The 17,813-nt window shown below is 38.7% G+C and carries 19 protein-coding genes; 8 read left to right on the forward strand and 11 right to left on the reverse strand.

Annotated elements, in window-relative coordinates; genetic code table 11:
- Nucleotides 1–26 precede the first annotated feature (26 nt).
- The 3 genes from ACFW0C_RS02360 to ACFW0C_RS02370 all read right to left on the reverse strand — a co-directional run bounded on the left by ACFW0C_RS02360 (nucleotide 27) and on the right by ACFW0C_RS02370 (nucleotide 4,455).
- A complete protein-coding gene (locus ACFW0C_RS02360) occupies nucleotides 27–1,370 on the reverse strand; it encodes a 6-phospho-alpha-glucosidase (protein ID WP_182023188.1) in 1,344 nt (447 codons plus the stop codon).
- A gap of 145 nt (nucleotides 1,371–1,515) precedes the next feature.
- Entirely contained in the window at nucleotides 1,516–3,207 is a 1,692-nt protein-coding gene (locus ACFW0C_RS02365) for an alpha-glucoside-specific PTS transporter subunit IIBC (RefSeq protein ID WP_378105034.1), read from the reverse strand.
- 327 nt (nucleotides 3,208–3,534) lie between these two features.
- Nucleotides 3,535–4,455 carry a tRNA dihydrouridine synthase gene (locus ACFW0C_RS02370; RefSeq protein ID WP_378105230.1) on the reverse strand — a complete coding sequence of 307 codons (921 nt, stop codon included), beginning with the start codon at nucleotides 4,453–4,455 and terminating at the stop codon, nucleotides 3,535–3,537.
- Between the two features lie 357 nt (nucleotides 4,456–4,812).
- On the opposite strand from ACFW0C_RS02370, the gene ACFW0C_RS02375 reads away from it, so the two are divergent.
- On the forward strand, nucleotides 4,813–5,910 hold the full coding sequence (locus tag ACFW0C_RS02375) for a glycerol dehydrogenase (RefSeq protein WP_378105036.1): 1,098 nt from the start codon (nucleotides 4,813–4,815) through the stop codon (nucleotides 5,908–5,910).
- Between the two features lie 54 nt (nucleotides 5,911–5,964).
- On the opposite strand, the gene ACFW0C_RS02380 is transcribed toward ACFW0C_RS02375, so the two are convergent.
- Complete coding sequence (locus ACFW0C_RS02380) at nucleotides 5,965–6,102, reverse strand: hypothetical protein (RefSeq protein ID WP_378105038.1); 138 nt, start codon at nucleotides 6,100–6,102, stop codon at nucleotides 5,965–5,967.
- Nucleotides 6,103–6,158: 56 nt separating this feature from the next.
- Here ACFW0C_RS02380 and ACFW0C_RS02385 point away from each other — a divergent pair, with 56 nt between their 5' ends.
- The 5 genes from ACFW0C_RS02385 to ACFW0C_RS02405 all read left to right on the forward strand — a co-directional run bounded on the left by ACFW0C_RS02385 (nucleotide 6,159) and on the right by ACFW0C_RS02405 (nucleotide 10,199).
- Entirely contained in the window at nucleotides 6,159–6,608 is a 450-nt protein-coding gene (locus tag ACFW0C_RS02385; RefSeq protein ID WP_378105039.1) for a cadmium resistance transporter, read from the forward strand.
- Nucleotides 6,609–6,904: 296 nt separating this feature from the next.
- Nucleotides 6,905–8,140 carry an ammonium transporter gene (locus tag ACFW0C_RS02390; protein ID WP_378105041.1) on the forward strand — a complete coding sequence of 412 codons (1,236 nt, stop codon included), beginning with the start codon at nucleotides 6,905–6,907 and terminating at the stop codon, nucleotides 8,138–8,140.
- A 55-nt stretch (nucleotides 8,141–8,195) separates the two neighbouring features.
- Nucleotides 8,196–8,537: a P-II family nitrogen regulator gene (locus ACFW0C_RS02395; protein ID WP_378105042.1), complete on the forward strand. Its 342-nt coding sequence runs from the start codon at nucleotides 8,196–8,198 to the stop codon at nucleotides 8,535–8,537.
- A 155-nt stretch (nucleotides 8,538–8,692) separates the two neighbouring features.
- Entirely contained in the window at nucleotides 8,693–9,727 is a 1,035-nt protein-coding gene (locus tag ACFW0C_RS02400; protein ID WP_378105045.1) for a transposase, read from the forward strand.
- A complete protein-coding gene (locus ACFW0C_RS02405; RefSeq protein ID WP_378105047.1) occupies nucleotides 9,681–10,199 on the forward strand; it encodes a transposase in 519 nt (172 codons plus the stop codon). The genes ACFW0C_RS02400 and ACFW0C_RS02405 overlap by 47 nt, the downstream gene beginning before the upstream one ends.
- Nucleotides 10,200–10,306: 107 nt before the next feature.
- On the opposite strand, the gene ACFW0C_RS02410 is transcribed toward ACFW0C_RS02405, so the two are convergent.
- Nucleotides 10,307–11,047 carry an alpha/beta hydrolase gene (locus ACFW0C_RS02410; protein WP_378105050.1) on the reverse strand — a complete coding sequence of 247 codons (741 nt, stop codon included), beginning with the start codon at nucleotides 11,045–11,047 and terminating at the stop codon, nucleotides 10,307–10,309.
- A gap of 325 nt (nucleotides 11,048–11,372) precedes the next feature.
- Nucleotides 11,373–11,594 carry a TetR/AcrR family transcriptional regulator gene (locus ACFW0C_RS02415; RefSeq protein WP_378105233.1) on the reverse strand — a complete coding sequence of 74 codons (222 nt, stop codon included), beginning with the start codon at nucleotides 11,592–11,594 and terminating at the stop codon, nucleotides 11,373–11,375.
- 386 nt (nucleotides 11,595–11,980) lie between these two features.
- Here ACFW0C_RS02415 and uvsE point away from each other — a divergent pair, with 386 nt between their 5' ends.
- Nucleotides 11,981–13,252 carry a UV DNA damage repair endonuclease UvsE gene (uvsE, locus tag ACFW0C_RS02420; protein ID WP_378105052.1) on the forward strand — a complete coding sequence of 424 codons (1,272 nt, stop codon included), beginning with the start codon at nucleotides 11,981–11,983 and terminating at the stop codon, nucleotides 13,250–13,252.
- A 277-nt stretch (nucleotides 13,253–13,529) separates the two neighbouring features.
- Nucleotides 13,530–14,270: a tryptophan-rich sensory protein gene (locus ACFW0C_RS02425; protein ID WP_378105055.1), complete on the forward strand. Its 741-nt coding sequence runs from the start codon at nucleotides 13,530–13,532 to the stop codon at nucleotides 14,268–14,270.
- 299 nt (nucleotides 14,271–14,569) lie between these two features.
- Here ACFW0C_RS02425 and ACFW0C_RS02430 read toward each other — a convergent pair whose 3' ends face one another.
- The 5 genes from ACFW0C_RS02430 to tsaB all read right to left on the reverse strand — a co-directional run bounded on the left by ACFW0C_RS02430 (nucleotide 14,570) and on the right by tsaB (nucleotide 17,747).
- Nucleotides 14,570–14,788 carry a hypothetical protein gene (locus tag ACFW0C_RS02430; RefSeq protein WP_378105056.1) on the reverse strand — a complete coding sequence of 73 codons (219 nt, stop codon included), beginning with the start codon at nucleotides 14,786–14,788 and terminating at the stop codon, nucleotides 14,570–14,572.
- 65 nt (nucleotides 14,789–14,853) lie between these two features.
- Nucleotides 14,854–15,864 carry a tRNA (adenosine(37)-N6)-threonylcarbamoyltransferase complex transferase subunit TsaD gene (tsaD, locus tag ACFW0C_RS02435; protein ID WP_378105059.1) on the reverse strand — a complete coding sequence of 337 codons (1,011 nt, stop codon included), beginning with the start codon at nucleotides 15,862–15,864 and terminating at the stop codon, nucleotides 14,854–14,856.
- A gap of 34 nt (nucleotides 15,865–15,898) precedes the next feature.
- A complete protein-coding gene (gene rimI, locus ACFW0C_RS02440) occupies nucleotides 15,899–16,393 on the reverse strand; it encodes a ribosomal protein S18-alanine N-acetyltransferase (RefSeq protein WP_378105061.1) in 495 nt (164 codons plus the stop codon).
- Between the two features lie 3 nt (nucleotides 16,394–16,396).
- On the reverse strand, nucleotides 16,397–16,948 hold the full coding sequence (gene rimI / locus ACFW0C_RS02445) for a ribosomal protein S18-alanine N-acetyltransferase (RefSeq protein WP_378105063.1): 552 nt from the start codon (nucleotides 16,946–16,948) through the stop codon (nucleotides 16,397–16,399).
- A 40-nt stretch (nucleotides 16,949–16,988) separates the two neighbouring features.
- Nucleotides 16,989–17,747, reverse strand: a complete 759-nt coding sequence (tsaB, locus tag ACFW0C_RS02450) for a tRNA (adenosine(37)-N6)-threonylcarbamoyltransferase complex dimerization subunit type 1 TsaB (RefSeq protein ID WP_378105065.1) — start codon at nucleotides 17,745–17,747, stop codon at nucleotides 16,989–16,991.
- Nucleotides 17,748–17,813: the final 66 nt, after the last annotated feature.

Raw genomic sequence — 17,813 nt, forward strand, 5'->3', positions numbered from 1 at the left:
TATCAAAAGCGTTTACATTTAATAGATTAAGATAACTCAGGCCAGTATGATGTGTTTGCCTCAATTAAATCATCCAGAATTTGTTTGGCTACGCGTGCATTTGGCACGGTTCTTGATAAGGTAATGGCTTGCCATAATTTTTGATAAGAACCTTCGCTCCAAGCTTCAACCACTAATTTTTCAACGGCTACTTGTTGCTCCATTAAACCTTTTTGGAAGCGCGGAATTTCGCCCGTTACCAACGGTTCAGGTCCATTTGATGTAATGATACATGGGATTTCTACCATGGCTGTTGGATCAAAGTTCACGATTGATCCATTGTTTGGCACAATCAACAACATTCTTTCACGCGTGTTATAAGCCAAGGCTCTCGCTAAATCGACTATATAAGAAGCGTGGTCATCTGCTTTCAATGTTGTTTTGGCACCTGATCCATAGTTCACTACTTGGTTACATTCTGAGAATACTTGTTTTTCACGGTGGTCCATTACTTCATTGGCACGCGTATAGTCTGGATTAGCTACTGCTACTTCATCTTGCGGGTATAGGTAGTATTTTAGATAGGTATTTGGCAAGGTATCTTCATCTAGCCAAGACACTTCCTTGGCTTTTTCATAGGTATGCATCCAGCTTTCTTCCACTTCCTCTTCAGAAGCATCAGCCAATTCTTCTGGCGTTACATAACCATGTTCATGAACCCATTCTTTTAATTTTGGCATTAAATCGTTGCCTTCATGGTCACGGATATCTGTCCACCAACCAAAGTGGTTTAATCCATAATAACGAACAACGAAGTCTTTACGAGATTTAAGTCCTAAAATATCCGCCATCCGGTATTCAATCCCTACAGGCATATCACAAATGTTGATAATACGGCTATTCGGGCGTAATTTTCTAGTCGCTTCTGCTACGATTGCCGCTGGGTTGGAGTAGTTTAACATCCAAGCATCTGGAGAATATTCTTCCATATAATCAATCAATTCCAGTACACCTCCGATTGAACGCATACCGTAAGATATACCACCTGGTCCACATGTTTCTTGACCAATCACCCCATATTTTAAAGGAATTTTTTCATCTTGTTCACGCATGGCATATTTACCGACACGAATGTGGGCCATCACGAAATCAATGTCTGTAAAAGCTGTAGCTGGATCAGTTGTCGCTACGAATTCAATTTCTGGTGCCCGTTCATTTAGGATAATTTCACAGGCATCGGCAATTTGTTTTTGTCGGTCCCCGTCGTTATCGTAAAATTTGATTTGACGGATTGGGAAAGTATCTAAATTATCCAGTAACATCATGATGATACCTGGTGTAAAAGTTGAACCCCCACCTGCTACAAGAATCGATTGTTTCTTTAATGTCATTATGAATTCCTCCTAATGCAATTGTTTAGCCGCTACTTTTCTATACCTCTATGCTAACAGAAAATTAAGCGTTTTCATTAACTACTCAACCTTCTGTTCGCATTTCAGTATTTATGAACTTGTTCCAACTTACGGAATTTGTTCCTTAATTCTTCGCTTTACCTGTCCGTTTAGCAATTTCAACGTCCACTTCATCCCGAACTTGTGGGACATCTAGTCCAATGATCACTTGAATTGCTTGACCCTTACGTACCACCCCATGCGCTCCGTTTGCTTTAAACTCTTTATCAGTGGCTAATGCATTTGGGTCTTTAACTGTTAACCTCAATCTAGAGGCACAGTTGTTAACGTCAGTAATATTTTCAGGACCACCTAACAAGTCAACATAGTTAGATGCAGTTACTGCGAAACGGCCACGACTAGGATCATTTGCAGCCTCTTCAGCATAACTTGAAATAGCTTTATTACTTGCTTTTGATTCTGAAGGATCCTGGCTAGTATCATTTGGATCAAACCCAGCTGCTTCTTGTTTCTTCTTGTCTTTATAATCTTGTTTAGTGTACATTTTCACTTCTGCTTCATCATCTTCACGTCCCGGTGTTTTCAAATCAAATTTATTAATCATCAAGCTGAAAATCATAAAATAAATACCAGAAAAGATTAAACCAATTACTAGCCAAGTGATAATTGCACCAAAATGATTAGACCACATTGGAATAATAAATTTAGAAACAACTGAAATTAGACCAGAACCTATATCTCCTGCTAGTCCAAATAAGTACATAGTTGTTGCTAGTGAAGCTGCAAGCAAGGCATGGATAAAGAATAGTTGTGGCGCAATGAATAGAAAAGTAAATTCAAATGGTTCTGTAATCCCAGCCATAATCGCCGTAAAAGCTGTTGGTAATAGTAGGGATAATACTTCTTGGCGTTTTTCTTTTTTCGCTGTCGCATAAAAAGCTGCTGAAATACCAATCGGTGCGAAAATTTTTGACATATTATGCAACCCAAAAGCGCCTTCTGGGAACTGTTCACGTAAAGGTGCTGGATTTGAAGCAATCACATTTAATTGATCCAACCAAGCACGTTCAATTCCACCTTCAATCACTGCAGGGCCATAGGTAAATGGTTGGTATACAAAATGATGCAGTCCAGTTGGAATTAAAATACGTTCTAAGAATACATATACGAATACACCGAAGCCACCTGAACTCGCCAACCAACCCTGTAATGTTGCAATACCACCTTGAATTACTGGCCAACCCCAAGCAGTAATGAATGCTAGAGGTAACATGGTAAAGAAACCAAGAATATAAACAAATGTTGATCCTTGGAAGACGCCTAACCAGTCTGGTAATTTTGTATCAAAATATCGGTTGTGTAACCATACAACAACGGCAGCGACAAGAATGGCACCTATAATATTAGTGTCCAATGTTTTCACACTACCAATTAGCTTTAGCCCACTCACACCACCGGGTTCAGCGGTATAATCTACACCAAAGTTGCTTCCCCAAATTTCAAGAATCTTAGCTAAGAAACTTTGGAAAGTCATGTATACAATGAATGACTCTAAACTTGCTCTACCAGCTGCTTTCGTAGCCAATCCAATTGGGAGACCAATCACAAATAATAGTTCAATTTGATTAAATACTGTCCATCCACCCGACTCCAATACTGACCAAATGTTACGCCATAAACTTCCTTCAGCTGCGATGCTACCCATAATCAATTCATTTTGGAAAAGAATCGAGAAAGATAATACAATCCCCGCAAATGAGAATAACAGCACGGGCACAAACATTGCGCCCCCAAACCGTTGCAATTTCGCCATCATAACTACTTCACTCCTTTTATATTGAATATTACTGCCAATATAGTCATCTTAGCAGTGGATACCCACGTTTGCAAACGCTTCCATATCTTCTGGAACAATTTCTTCAACCATCACACTGTTCCAAAGAAAGGAAATTGACCCAAAAAAAAGACCGTATTAGCAATACGATCTTGTGAAGGTTAAATAATTATTAAATTTTCTCTAAAGTAAATAGTGATCTTAACCCTACTTACATTTAAATCAACTGAAACACAGGTTTTTTGGAGGGGCGAACCCGACTTAAGGGTGCGAGACAAGACACTAAGAAAGAAATAGCGAAAGATTAGACTATGCTTCTGCTAAGTATTTCTCTTCAAATTCATCTAGCAATGCGCGTGCTTCTTCCGTTGATTCAGTTTCCATTAGGCCAATACGTAAGTCGTTTGCACCACGGAATGAGCGGATGTAGATTTTAAAGAAACGACGTAATGGTTTATATGGACGACCGTCTTTGGCAGCATTCTCTTCGAACAAATCTAGGTGGTATCTGAATAGGTCCAACAATTCCTTCGGTGTATGGTCCCGTGCTTCTTCTTCAAAGGCGAATGGATTATGGAAAATCCCACGACCAATCATCACGCCGTCAACACCGTATTTATCCACTAATTCTTGACCGACTTGACGGTTTGGAATATCACCGTTAATGGTTAATAATGTTTGTGGTGCGATTTCGTCGCGTAGTTTTTTGATTTCTGGAATCAATTCCCAATGCGCATCCACCTTAGACATTTCCGTCTTTGTACGTAAATGAATCGATAAGTTGGCAATATCTTGTTTTAATAGTAGACTAAGCCATTCTTTATATTCTTCTGTATTTTGATGACCAAGTCTAGTTTTGACAGAGACCGGTAGGCCACCTTCTTTAGCTGCTTGAATTAATTCGACCGCTACATCAGGACGTAGGATTAACCCTGATCCACGGCCGTGTTTAAACACGTTAGGTGCTGGGCATCCCATGTTAATATCTAAACCAGCATAGCCCATTTCGTTCATCCCTTTAGCCATTGCCGCAAAATGATCAGGATTGTCTCCCCAGATATGCGCTACGATAGGCTTTTCATCTTCTGTAAATAGTAATCGTGAATTTAATGAATCGCGACCTTTTGGATGTACATATGATTCTGAATTGGTAAATTCTGTAAAATAAACATCTGGTTTAGCTGCTTTTTGAACTACATGACGAAAAACAGTATCTGTTACATCTTCCATTGGCGCTAAAATAAAAAATGGTCGTGGCAATTCTTGCCAAAAGTTTTTCTTTTCTTCCACAATAAGTTCCTTTCTCTTTTTCTTATATATTGAATACAAAATAAAAAAGCTATTCGCTTTTTTACTTACTCTAGAATTTGTGCTTACAGCGTTACATTATCTCAAATCTGAACCACAATTGGAAGCAAAATATCTTATATCATCATTACATTTTATTCTCTCAAAACTTAACCTAAATTAGTATCATTTCATTTTTGTTTGTGATATAATTCACATGTAAATAGGAATAACAATTTCCCTACTTTTATATATGTAGTTTCAATTGTGAGTTTTGTAACATAAACTAGGAGGTTTATTATGGTTAGGGTATTTGCAAGTCCGGCACATTATGTTCAAGGTAAAAATATTTTAACAAGTCAAGTAGCTGTAGACTACATTCAAAAGTTAGGTGATAAGGCCTTACTACTAGCAGATGATGTTGTTTGGGAAATTGTTGGGGAAAGCCTAACTGATTCATTGACGGCAGCTGGCATGACCATTATCCGTGAGCCCTTCCAAGGTGAAGCTTCTACTGCAGAGATTGATCGCGTAACGAAAATTGGTCAAGACAATGATGTAAATCTTGTTTTAGCACTAGGTGGTGGGAAAGCCATTGATGCAGGGAAAGCTATTGCGGATGACCTACAGTCACCAGTAGCTATTTTACCAACCGTTGCTTCTACAGACGCACCGACTTCTGCGCTATCTGTTATTTACTCTGAGGAAGGCGCATTTGAGAAATACCGATTCTACAAGAAGAATCCTGATCTAGTCCTACTAGATAGTCAAATTATCGCGCAAGCACCAGCTCGTTTCTTCGCTTCAGGAATCGCTGATGCACTGGCAACTGCAGTTGAAATGCGACCAACTATGACTGGTAACCACGATACCATGGCTGGTGGGAAAACAACTTTAGCTGCTCAAGCAATTGGAGACAAGAGTAAGGAAGTCTTGTTCGCTGACGGGATTAAAGCCTTTAAATCCGTTGAAAAACATGTAGTCACACCAGCAGTTGAGAATGTCATTGAAGCCAATACACTTCTTAGTGGACTTGGTTTTGAATCTGGTGGTCTTGCAGCTGCCCACGCTATCCATAATGGTTTCACAGCTTTAGAAGGTGACATTCACCATCTAACCCATGGTGAAAAAGTTGCTTATGGTACGCTAACGCAACTCTTCATGGAAAATCGTCCAACTGAAGAAATTGATGCCTACATCGACCTATATCAAGCTTTAAACTTACCTACTACCCTAAAAGAATTGCACTTGGATCCTGAAGACCGTGACGCCTTGATTCGCGTGGGGAAACAAGCCACAATTGAAGGGGAAACAATTCACAACATGCCATATACCGTCACACCTGAAGACGTTGCAGATGCTTTGATTGCCGTAGATGCATATGTAACTGGCCGCTAATAAGAATAAAAATGACCAATTCCAAAATTGAAGAGGCTGGGACAAAACTAGCCTCTAATTCGCAAGTTTTCTTTGAGTAGGGTTCGCAATCGCTACTTTAACCTTATCATTGAATGAAGTAAGTGTTTCTGGGACTAAGCTATTGGCTTGTAATTGAATATTTGCTACGTCATTCGCCTTGATAACTTTCAAGAATTCATTGGCAAGTATATCTGGGTGAGTACCTTGGCACCGCCGTGCTCGTTTTAGTGAGTCTCTTTTTTGCCTACATGTTAAATTTTGTTCCAGAAGACTGGATGATTGGTACAGTTGGTATCATTCCACTCATCTTAGGGATTCGGGCCATATTCACTGATGACGATGAGGCGGATGAAGCCGTTGAGCAGATTGAAGGGCGCGGTAATCAATCCTTATTTTGGACTGTTAGCTTAGTGACCATCGCCTCTGGAGGTGACAATTTAGGGATATACATCCCTTATTTCGCCAGCCTAGAATGGGGGCAAATTCTTGTTGCTATAGCGGTTTTTTCCGTAGGTGTTGCCGCTTTATGCGCAATTTCATATCACTTTAGCCGTTTGCCATTAATCGCCGAAACCATCGAAAAATATGAAAAAATAATCATCCCTGTCGTATTCATTGGGCTAGGGTTTTACATCATGTGGGAAAATGGCACCATCCAACATTTCTTGGGTGCCTAAATTTTTTATTAAAAAGAGTTGGTTATCTCTCGCCAACTCTTTTTTGTTTTCTTTGAAAATACAAATTTTTTTCACATAAACTTGAATAACGTTCGTTAATATTTAATAAATACTAGTATATTGCGATTGAAAATCCGTATATAAATGAACATTAAAGTATTTTAATGAAAAACTAAGAAAGTTTTCAAAAAGTTATTTACAGATTTTATTTTTTTCGATATATTATCTAACATACAAATGGAAAAACAAAAGTTATGTAAGGTTTCCTGACATGTATATAGAAAAGAGGTCTTTTTATGGATAGTGGAAGTATTGCTTTTATTATTGTTTGTTCGGCTTTGGTATTTTTCATGACACCCGGATTAGCATTTTTCTATGGCGGTTTAGGTCGTCGTAAAAATGTCATCAATACCATGTTGATGAGTGTGGCTCCGATTGCCATTGTATCTGTCATTTGGTTTGTAGTTGGTTATTCTCTTTCTTTTGGTGGAGAAGGCAGTATCATTGGAGATTTCTCCCATCTATTCTTTAACGGATTGAGTGAAACTGACTCTACACGTGGTTTAGTTATTCCTGATACCTTATTCGCTGCTTTCCAAATGATGTTCCCGATTATTACGATTGCAATCATTACAGGAGCAGTAGCTGGACGCATGCGTTTTTCAGCCCTATTAATTTTTATCGTTGCATGGTTGTTCTTAGTATACTTCCCATTCGCACACATGGTTTGGGACGAAGGTCTTTTAGCTCTATGGGGTACACTTGACTTCGCTGGTGGTGATGTTGTTCATATCACATCTGGTGTTTCAGGTTTAGTCTTAGCCTTGATGGTTGGCAAACGTCGTGACCATGGTCGCCTAGTTTATCGCCCTCATAACGTGCCTTTTGTTCTTCTAGGTGCTGGTATCCTTTGGTTTGGCTGGTTCGGCTTTAATGCAGGTTCTGCGCTAGCTGCAAACGGACAAACAATCCATGCTTTACTAACAACACATCTATCTGCTGCATCAGCAATGTTATCTTGGATGTTAATTGAACGCTTTAAAACTGGACATTACTCTCTTGTAGGTGCTTCAACAGGTTTAGTAGCAGGTTTGGTTGCTATTACACCAGGTGCTGGTTTCGTTTCTCTATGGAGTGCCGTTGTTATCGGTTTACTTGTTAGTCCAGTATGTTACTTTGCCATTTCAGTATTGAAACCTAAATTTGGTTATGATGATGCTTTAGATGCCTTTGGTTGTCACGGTATTGGTGGTATTTTCGGGGGTATCGTAACAGCTATTTTCACACTTCCAGAATATGCTTTGGATCCAGCAAACGTTGGTCTTTTATACGGTGATGCACACTTGTTATTGGTAACAATTGCCGCAATTCTATTCACTGTCATCTGGTCAGCTTTAGCTACTTTTATCATTGTAAAAGTAATCAGCTTCTTCATGCCAATTCGTGTATCAGAACGTGCTGAGGCAATTGGTCTTGATAACTCTGAACATGGGGAAACAGCTTATCCAACATTTATGGGCATTGATTCATAATAAGAGTAGTGATGGGAATTGATTCCTAACAAGGGTTAGTGAAAGGAAGATGACGATGAAAAAAATCGAAGCTATTATTCGACCAGATCGATTAGAAGATTTAAAATACGGCTTATCAAAAGCTGGCTTTACAAGTGGGATGACCATCAGTCAAGTAATGGGAAACGGTAATCAACAAGGCTTTGCGGAATATGTTCGTGGGCAAAAAATATTACCAACCTTATTAGCTAAGGTGAAAGTTGAAATTATCACAACGGACGACCGTGTTGATGATATCATTGATCTTATTTGCAAGTTAGTAAGTACTGGTGAAGTTGGCGATGGTAAAATCTTTGTTTCTACTGTTGATGAAGCTATTCGTATTCGTACAGGGGAACGCGACAGCGACGCCTTATAAATTTGTTACGTGAGGCTGGGACAAAACTAGCCAAAAAAGAGGAGATTGACCACGAAAAATAGTCAATCTCCTCTTTAAATTATACAAAATAAAATACCTTCATTTATAATAGTAATAACCACAAAACTAAAAAGAAAGAAGGTATTCTATGTAACATGAATCAAGCTTTTCTACCATTAGAGTTATCCGATTATCTTGCACCAAATCATATTGTATTCCAAGTAAATAATTTTGTTGAACAGCTAGATGAACATATTCTCGATCAATTTTATAAACACGAAGGCCGACCGGCCTATCATCCATTAATCCTCTTAAAGGCATTACTATTCGCATATATAGAAAAGACGTTTTCAGGAAGAACTATTGAAAAAATGATGCAAGAGAACATTCCAATGAAATGGTTAGTTGCCGATACCGAAATTTCTTATCGTACGATTAATAGATTTCATTCTAGTGAATTATGTGCATTAATTCTTGAGAACCTATTCGTTGAATTTAAACTCTTTTTAGTTCAACAAGAACTAATCTCAGATAATGTAGTATTTATAGATGGTACAAAAATTGAAGCAGATGCAAATAAATATTCTTTTGTTTGGAAAAGAGCAACAGATAAATTTTACGTATCATTAAAAGCTAAAGAGATGGAATATTATAGAAACGAAATATTACCTACTGTAGAAAAAGAGATTATCAAAGATGAAATTGATTCAATGTCTTTAAATGATGTTGAAATACTAAAAGACTTCCTTGAGGAAGCTGTAGCTGAGGTAAATGAAGAAATTGAAAGTACGCCAAAAAAAGGTGCAGACCCAAGAAAGCAGAAACGAAGAAAATTGAAAAAACACTTACGAAAAGTGAAAGATGATTTTTTACAGCGTGAGATAAAGTATGAAAATTATTATAGAACATTTGAAGGTAGAAATAGTTTTTCAAAAACAGATACAGATGCAACGTTCATGCGAATGAAAGAAGATCCGATGTTAAATGGTCAACTTAAACCAGGTTATAATCTTCAAATAGCAACTGAAAATCAATTTGTTATAGCCTATAATATTTTTCCAAATCCTACGGATACACGTACACTATTACCATTTATTGAAAGTATGCCTACTTTACCTAAAATCGTCGTAGCTGATGCTGGATATGGAAGCCAAGAAAAACTTAGAAACGTTGGACAATCTAGGGATTGATCATCTCATCAAATACAATATGTTTGATAAGGAACAGACGAAGAAATTTCAAAAATCAAGTAAGAATTTAAAAAATTGGGACTATGATGCGGAAAATCAAATCTTTATTCACCCTGATGGCACACAGTATCATTTTCATCATGTTTATCATCCAAAAACAACAACTGGATATCGCTTAGAAAAAGAAATGTATTATCCAGTCAATAGAGAAACTGCACCACAAAAGTCATTTTCTTTTAATAGAAAATATCAGTATTTAAAAGAAAATGAATCAGCTAAGCTATTATCTGAAGATGGCTCAGCTCTCTTCGCATGTAGAAAAATTGATGTTGAGCCGGTCTTCGGACAGATTAAACAAAACTTAGGATTCCGAAGGACTCATTTAAGAGGAAAAGATAAAGTAAAAACAGATATTGGTCTAGTATTAATGGCTAATAACATCATAAAAGTCCAAAAGAGACTGATAAATTAAAAGAGAGGAAAAAGATTTCGAAGTGAAATCTTTTTCCTCTCTTTATTTAGTTAACTAAGCCCTTTTTGTCCCAGCCTCTTTTTTTACATGTAACTTAAAAAGATGATTTAATGCCATAAGAAGTCCATGTATAGATGGTTTTGTGCTGCCCATGTAGCTTCTGAGTGGTCACCACCTGCTTCTAAGTGCATATAAGTTTCACCACCACGATCTAAGAAGGCTTGCTCAAGATAACCAGCTTGCTCTAAGCGATCTTGATTCACTTCTTGGTCACCAAAGGACAAGTATAATCGGGTATCTTGGTCGATAGATTGGTGTGCCAATTCAGCCACTAATTCATCTAAACAAAAACCAAAAGCTGGTGATAATGCGGCAGCTTTAGAAAAAGTTTGGTTATAAGCAACTGCAGCATAATAAGCCATTAAGCCACCCATAGAAGAACCAGCAATTGCTGTTCCCACGCGCCCCGCAATAGTTGGATAGTTATCATCAATAAATGGTTTTAGTTCATTAACTAGCCAATCCATAAAATGATCTCCATAACCATCAATTTGACCAAAATGCGCTGTATCTACTGAATAAGGACAATATTCACGGAGACGTTCACCGTCTTCATGGCTGCACTCAATCCCTACAACAATCAGCTCTTTATTGTAGGCATCCAGAAAATCCAATAAATCCCAAGACCTTCCATAAGTCGCCATCTCGTCAAAGAATAAGTTATGCCCATCAAACATGTAAAGAACAGGATAGCGTTCTTTACTTTCTGATAGACGATCTGGTAAATACAAGTGGATTTGTTTATCCACATCCTTAAATGGAAAATAAAAAGCAAATTGTTCAAACATAGCCGCACATCTCCTTATTGATACTTGCTTTAATACACCGTGTAGGAATAGATGAATGACTTCACTAAAAGATATTTCTCCGCATCCGGGAAAATATAAGGCGCAATCGTTATAAAATAATCACTAGCAATTGAGTTAGGATCGACTTCTTCGGTTAATTGGCTACTAAATGATTGGAAAAGATTCCTACCAGGACCTCCATATTTATATATCAATAACTTATAAATTGCTTCTTTAGTTTCTTTATCAGCATTAAGTACATATCTTTTAACCTGCTATAAATATCAATTGGATTCGTTTCCTGTAAATACAAGGTCATCTCCATTTAAGTTTCTTCCATAGTCAATTGTTCATTCGCTACAAGGGTAATTAGTTTCTTCTCTACCTCGTTACCACCTGTTTCTAATACTACTACATAAAGTATTTGTTTATTCTTAAAATGATGCCATAGATTTTGTTGAGTTGTTCCAACCTCTTCACCAATCATGCGTGTGGAGGTCTTCTCATACCCAACTGGCATAAATTTTTCGCGTGCAACTGCAATAATTCTTTGTCTCGTTGTCGGATCTTTTTCTCATAATGAAGTCATTCCTTTTAAATAGTCCACTTCATTATAAGGCAAAAAAACTGAAACAGGTATTGTTAATTACTTTTATTAGCTTTATACTAAACGAAACTTATCAATTGATAAGTTTATGATTCTTAAAAGCAAGCAATATGAAGAAATTCAGAGCCATATTGAAGCACTTCACCCGAAAGGTCATCTACCACTTGTGGCATTAACTACTAAATAACCAAGGATTGAAACGGTTATTCAAGAAGATGGCTACAATTGTTTCACTAAGCGGTAGTACACTAGTCAATTTAAAAGAGCACAATTAATTTAACAAGCTCACCAAACTATCAAGACATAATGAGAAAGAAGGTCATATAATGCATTCAACAATAAAGGTTGGTTACGCCTGCTTGAACCTAGACTTAGATCGAGGGTTTAAAACTTGTCGTTTTGCTAATTTAACTAATGAAAAATGGATTGAGTTAATTAGCTGGAATTTAGAAACACTTAGACAAATGTTGCTTTACACTGCGGACCACAACATTAAAATGTTACGATTATCAAGTGATTTAATTCCTTTTGCAACCAAGGATAAAGATGATGTTGATTTAGACTGGCAGGTATATTTTCAAGATGAATTCGATGCACTCAAGAAGCTCATAAAGAATTTAGACATCCGCATATCCTTTCACCCTGGTCAATATACTGTTTTAAATTCACCAAAAGAGGATGTAGTAGACCGCGCAATTGCTGATTTAGCTTATCATGCCGATTTGTTAGCATTATTAGGCGAAGATCAAAGTAATAAAATGGTGATCCATATTGGTGGTGTGTATGGCGATAAAGAAGCTGCAATTCAACGGTTTATTCAAGTAGCTAATAGCCTTCCAAGTAAGATTCGTCGTCATTTAGTCATCGAAAATGATGAACGCTTATTTAATATTGAAGATGTCTTGTATATTAGTCAATTCACTCACTTACCTGTTGTATTTGATAACCTACATTTCAATATATTAAAACCCGAAAATAGCCGTACTATGAAAAATTATATTGAATTAGCCGGTCAAACTTGGACTACTAATGATGGTAGACAGGCAATGCACTATAGTCAACAAGCGCTAGATAAAAAACCGGGCGCGCATACTAGAACGACCGAACTTAACCCTTTTATCCACTTCATCCAAAATGAGTTAAGTGGCCCTATTGATATCATGTTAGAAGTAAAAGATAAAAATCGATCTGCAGAAAAAATTCAATTATATCTTGACCAAGATATTGGGGCTGCCGAAAAGTTATGGGCACGTTATAAATATGCCGTTATGGCAAAATCTTTAACTATTTATCAAGCAATTAGAAACCTTTTAAAAGATAAAGAGAACACTGATTTTGAAGCTTTTATCCATTATCTTGAAACTGCCGAAAACTTACCAGAAGACATTGGTAATGAAATAAATGCTGGACAACACATTTGGGGATACTTTAAAAAACAAGCCACCGATACTGAGCGTGATAAGTTTAAACGCAATCAAGAAAGACTACAAAATCAAGAAATATCGATTACACAATTTCGTCGATATTTGAAACAATTACTGAAAAAGTACCCAAATCCATATTTAATTGACAGCATTTACTTCAAAATGAATTTTTGACCGAATTACGCTGCACACGGGGAGACTTCAAAATTAAATCTAATGCATACCATAGAAGGCCTTTCGGCTTACGACCTACTATGTGGCAAAAAAAATCATTTTAGACCACAAGTAAAGAAAAATAGGCCAATCATTTTTACTTTGCTAGGGCTGGCGTCGATTGTACTTTCTTCAAGAAAATGACGGTCGATGAAGTCATGTCGGATGATGGTATCAAATTCTCCTCATAGCCAATTGTTGAAACAGTTCTACTGCATAAATTGAAAGGAAGATATTTATGAAAAAATATACCCAATGGCCCGTAATTTATCTCATCGCATTTGCTGTAATGATCTTTCTAAATTACTGGTCTGCCACTAATGTTGGGCTTGTCGCAAACCAAGACCCTGCAATTATTCAACCTGCCGGCTACGCTTTCTCCATTTGGGGAATCATCTACATACTCACTTTTATTTGGATCGTTCGTTTATTCTTTAATCGTCAAAAAGCGCAACAAATAGTAGATAGATTAAGTTTTCTACCTGTTATCAATTTCTTACTGAACGGTTTTTGGATTATTGCTTTTACGCAAGAATGGTTGCTTGTTTCTACAATCATTATTGCTTTATTGCTCATCAACTTAGTTAGCATGTATACACGATTATCGGATATAAATAGCCGACACTGGCTTGATCGTTTACCATTCTCTATTTACTTTGCTTGGGTAACTGTTGCAACAATTGTCAATATCTTCACCTGGTTTATCGGTGCCGGTATTGATTCTTTTATTGGACTTTCTGAGTTATCTTGGACCAATATCATGCTAGTGGTAGCTAGTCTATTAATGGGTTACATCGCCTTTAGCTATAAAGACATTGCTTTTCCATTAGTATTCATTTGGAGTTATATAGCGATTTTAATAGAAAATCAGTTTAACCACATTTCTTTAGCGGTTATCCTTATCATCTGTATCATTGGACAGTTGGCTAGCGCCAGTTTATTGATAAAACAGCACTTAAGCAAATCTTCACCTAAATAAAAAAAGCTCCCCAAGTGCACGCTTAGAGAGCTGAGACAAAAAGTATTCGCGGTTAGCAGATGGACCTTGCTAACCTTTTTTGTGCATCCCAACAACAAACGACACACCTAGCAAGAACCGGATGCAAGTAGGCTAGGTATGTGTAAATTGTAAGTGGTGGTGAGGTGTTTTTGCAAGTGAAAATTTTCACATTAGAGTTGATTTTCTATTTTAGACTTCTTTTTGCAGGGTTTTCACGAAAAAAAGCACATTGCTGTGCTTTTTTGTAAAATCATTTTCTGATGAATTCACATTCTTTTTTACAGGCTGAAGGCCCAATATAAAAAGACTAAACCGGTAATCACCGCAATAATCAGTAGGAAGATAATAATGTCCACGAAAGTATCTCCTGGATTATCCCGAATTCGGTCAGGTTGTTCTTTAAACCGCTCTTTTCGCTGTTGCTTAGCGGAAAGTTGTTCTAGGCGATTCCGGTTTTCATGTTTTTCTGTTTGTTTTCTTTTTCTTCTATGAAGCATCGTGCCACCGCCTTCTCATTCTTTTCTATTATAAGGAAAAGTTTCTAAGCTTCAAAATATTTTAGCTAAGACAGGCTCATACCTGGTTTGGCATCTAATGCTAATGGTGCGAAATCTTGGGCTTGATATAAGGATTCGGCTGCTGCCCCAATCATGGCCGCATTGTCTCCACAAAGGCTCAATGGCGGGAACTGTAAGGTTACTTGGCGGTCTAACCCGTCAACAGCTGCAGTTAATTGGGTCCGTAAACCCTTATTGGCAGCTACCCCACCTGCAACCAGTAAATGCTTAATTTCCGGGTATTGTTTCAGTGCTGCGATTGTCCGGCCCACTAATTGGTCTAGGGCGGCTGCTTGGAATGAAGCCGCTACATTGTTCATATCTAGGCGCTCATTTTTTTGTTTGGCATTATGCATGTGGTTGATCACGGCTGATTTTAAGCCGGAGAATGAAAAGTCTAAGGTGTCTTCACCCTTCATAGCGCGTGGGTATTGGTAGACATCTTTCCCTTCATGTGCCATTTGGTCGATGATTTTACCGCCTGGATAAGGCACTCCAATCACACGGCCGATTTTATCGTAGGCTTCCCCAACAGCGTCATCGCGGGTGTCACCAATCGTTTCGAAATCATTTTCCCCGCGCATAATGACCAATTCGGTATGGCCACCGGATACGACTAGGGCCAACAATGGGTAGTCCATTGGGGCGATTAGTTGGTTGGCGTAAATGTGTCCAGCCATATGATTGACGCCAATTAAGGGTTTTTGGTGGGCGAAAGCGAGGGTTTTAGCGGCAGTAATCCCGATTAATAGTGACCCGACTAAGCCCGGGCCCTGCGTTACTGCCACAGCGTCCACGTCAGCCCAAGTGGCGTCCCCTTCAGCCATGGCTAGGTCGATGATCTGGGTAATTTGTTCTACGTGGTGACGGCTGGCGATTTCAGGCACGACACCGCCAAACCGCATATGACTTTTAATTTGACTTGCGACAACGTTGGACCGCATGTCTGTCCCGTTTCGGACGATGGCTGCGGATGTTTCATCACAAGAAGATTCGATTGCTAATATTGTTGCCATAGCGAGATGGCTCCTTTCACTTAGTTGTTATCATTTAATTATTGTTATCTAGAATTCGTTGGTAAATAATGGCATCGTCTAAGTCTACAGTATAATAATCCGGACGACTAGCAATTTGTTTGAAGGCCAATTTTTCATATAGTTGTCGGGCCGCGTGATTGCGGCTACGGACTTCAAGGGTCACGATTTTACCCTCATTTTTGGCAAAATAAGTCAGCGCTTCTTCAATCAAATGTTGGCTGAGCCCTTGGCGACGATAGGCCGGCAAGATGGCGATATTGAAGAGTTCAACGTCGTCAAAAATCAATTGAAAATGCGCTACTCCAACAACCGCTAAGTTTGCTGGATCGCGCATAATAAAGAAGTGATGGTATGGATTAGCCAGGCTAGTCGCAATGGCTTCTGCGGTCCAAGACAAGTCACCTTGGAAGGCTTGGTGCAAGCCAGCGTGGATTTCGGTGGCCATTTTGCCTAAGGCTTTAGGGTCTTGGTCTTTGGCCCAATGGTGGTCTAGGTGGTCAATTTGCACGGGCTACACTCCTTCGACGACTTCGATTTGCTCGACGTTAGTTAGGGGCGCTAACCGCATTTCGTAGGCGTCTTCGTCATTATCAGAGTAATAATTCTCTTTGGTGTCACTTTCATAGAAGCCGAAACGTTGGTAGAACCTTTGCGCACCGTGGTTTGAGGCTCTGACTTCAAGAGACATGGCGTTGCGGTCGAGCTGTTTGGCACAGTCGATGGCTCGGTCCAGCAAGGCGGTTCCAATCCCGATTGACTGGTAGTCCGGGTTGACGACGAAATTTGAGATATGGACGTCGGTTCGGTCGCGTCTACAGCCGATAAATCCGACTAATTCTTCGCCTAAAAAGGCTTGGATATAGTAGGTGTTTGGGTTTTGGGTCATATCATACAGGAAGTCCCGGGCTGTCCAAGACATGACTTGGTGATAGGCGCGGTATTCGACGTCAACCATCTGATGGATCACGGTAGTATCTTGCATAACAAAGAAAATGGATTGACCATCTGGTAAGGCAATTGACTGTTTGTCTAATATTAAATCGGATACTAATGAATGCTTCATTGTAAACAACACCTGTCGATTAAAATTTTTGAAAAATGTTTTAATTTGTTCTCTCCACGTACGTGCCTTCATCTGCCTTAGCCTCCTCAGGATTTTGAGCGACCCAGTTTTCTTCAGCTTCTGATAATTTTGCATAATCCGGAATAAAGGTATCGACGTCCACTTGTTTCAGTGGTAGCGCGCCTAAATGTCCTGCATGTATTAAACCAAATTCATTTGGGAAAATGATTGCTCGGTCACCAAACTGGGTTTCAATATCTTGGCGAAAGGCTTCGATATCTGGGCTGACAAAATTCAGCGGTAAGCTTTGTAAGTCCGAATTGTCTTTTAAGTAGGCCTCAACCTGATTTAAAAACTGGGTAAATTGACCGTGCGATGTTGTGAAAAGTTGCGTAAAACGGTTGCCTTCTCTAAGATAAACAGTCGCAAAAGCCGTCTTTCTTCTGGCATCGATGAATGGGACGATTAAAGCTGGGCCACTTGTTGCTTGCACGTTGCCCGCTAACGCCATCAAGGTTGGTAAGGTAAACAAGGGAATGTTTAGTGTGTTGGCCATGGTTTTAGCTGCTGTTACACCAATCCGCAATCCTGTATAAGAGCCCGGTCCCTCTGTAACAACAATGCCTTCAAGGTCACTTGGTTGCCAACCGATTAATTTGAACATACTGTCAATTAAAGGGAGCAACTGGGTTGAATGTTTAATTTTAGTATTGGTGGTCGTTTCTGTCACAACCTGGTCCCCATCACGTAGGGCGACACTAAGAGCTTGAGTTGATGTATCAATTGCTAAATTTTTCATAAAACCACCTCTTTCAAATTTGGTGGTGCGAGAAAAGTCGTTAAGACTTGCACCCTTTTTTCACAC

This window comes from Aerococcus sp. NPDC058936 (genome assembly GCF_042741995.1).
Classification (GTDB): domain Bacteria; phylum Bacillota; class Bacilli; order Lactobacillales; family Aerococcaceae; genus Aerococcus.

Excerpts from the sequence above, each read along its gene's own strand:
- ACFW0C_RS02430 (WP_378105056.1), bottom strand. The coding sequence starts at position 14,788 with ATGCTTCATAGAAGAAAAAGAAAACAAACAGAAAAACATGAAAACCGG.
- ACFW0C_RS02405 (WP_378105047.1), top strand. The coding sequence starts at position 9,681 with ATGGAAGCCAAGAAAAACTTAGAAACGTTGGACAATCTAGGGATTGAT.
- tsaB (WP_378105065.1), bottom strand. The coding sequence starts at position 17,747 with ATGAAAAATTTAGCAATTGATACATCAACTCAAGCTCTTAGTGTCGCC.
- uvsE (WP_378105052.1), top strand. The coding sequence starts at position 11,981 with ATGCATTCAACAATAAAGGTTGGTTACGCCTGCTTGAACCTAGACTTA.
- rimI (WP_378105063.1), bottom strand. The coding sequence starts at position 16,948 with ATGAAGCATTCATTAGTATCCGATTTAATATTAGACAAACAGTCAATT.
- ACFW0C_RS02390 (WP_378105041.1), top strand. The coding sequence starts at position 6,905 with ATGGATAGTGGAAGTATTGCTTTTATTATTGTTTGTTCGGCTTTGGTA.
- tsaD (WP_378105059.1), bottom strand. The coding sequence starts at position 15,864 with ATGGCAACAATATTAGCAATCGAATCTTCTTGTGATGAAACATCCGCA.
- ACFW0C_RS02375 (WP_378105036.1), top strand. The coding sequence starts at position 4,813 with ATGGTTAGGGTATTTGCAAGTCCGGCACATTATGTTCAAGGTAAAAAT.
- ACFW0C_RS02370 (WP_378105230.1), bottom strand. The coding sequence starts at position 4,455 with ATGGAAGATGTAACAGATACTGTTTTTCGTCATGTAGTTCAAAAAGCA.
- ACFW0C_RS02425 (WP_378105055.1), top strand. The coding sequence starts at position 13,530 with ATGAAAAAATATACCCAATGGCCCGTAATTTATCTCATCGCATTTGCT.
- ACFW0C_RS02395 (WP_378105042.1), top strand. The coding sequence starts at position 8,196 with ATGAAAAAAATCGAAGCTATTATTCGACCAGATCGATTAGAAGATTTA.
- ACFW0C_RS02365 (WP_378105034.1), bottom strand. The coding sequence starts at position 3,207 with ATGATGGCGAAATTGCAACGGTTTGGGGGCGCAATGTTTGTGCCCGTG.
- ACFW0C_RS02400 (WP_378105045.1), top strand. The coding sequence starts at position 8,693 with ATGAATCAAGCTTTTCTACCATTAGAGTTATCCGATTATCTTGCACCA.
- ACFW0C_RS02360 (WP_182023188.1), bottom strand. The coding sequence starts at position 1,370 with ATGACATTAAAGAAACAATCGATTCTTGTAGCAGGTGGGGGTTCAACT.
- ACFW0C_RS02410 (WP_378105050.1), bottom strand. The coding sequence starts at position 11,047 with ATGTTTGAACAATTTGCTTTTTATTTTCCATTTAAGGATGTGGATAAA.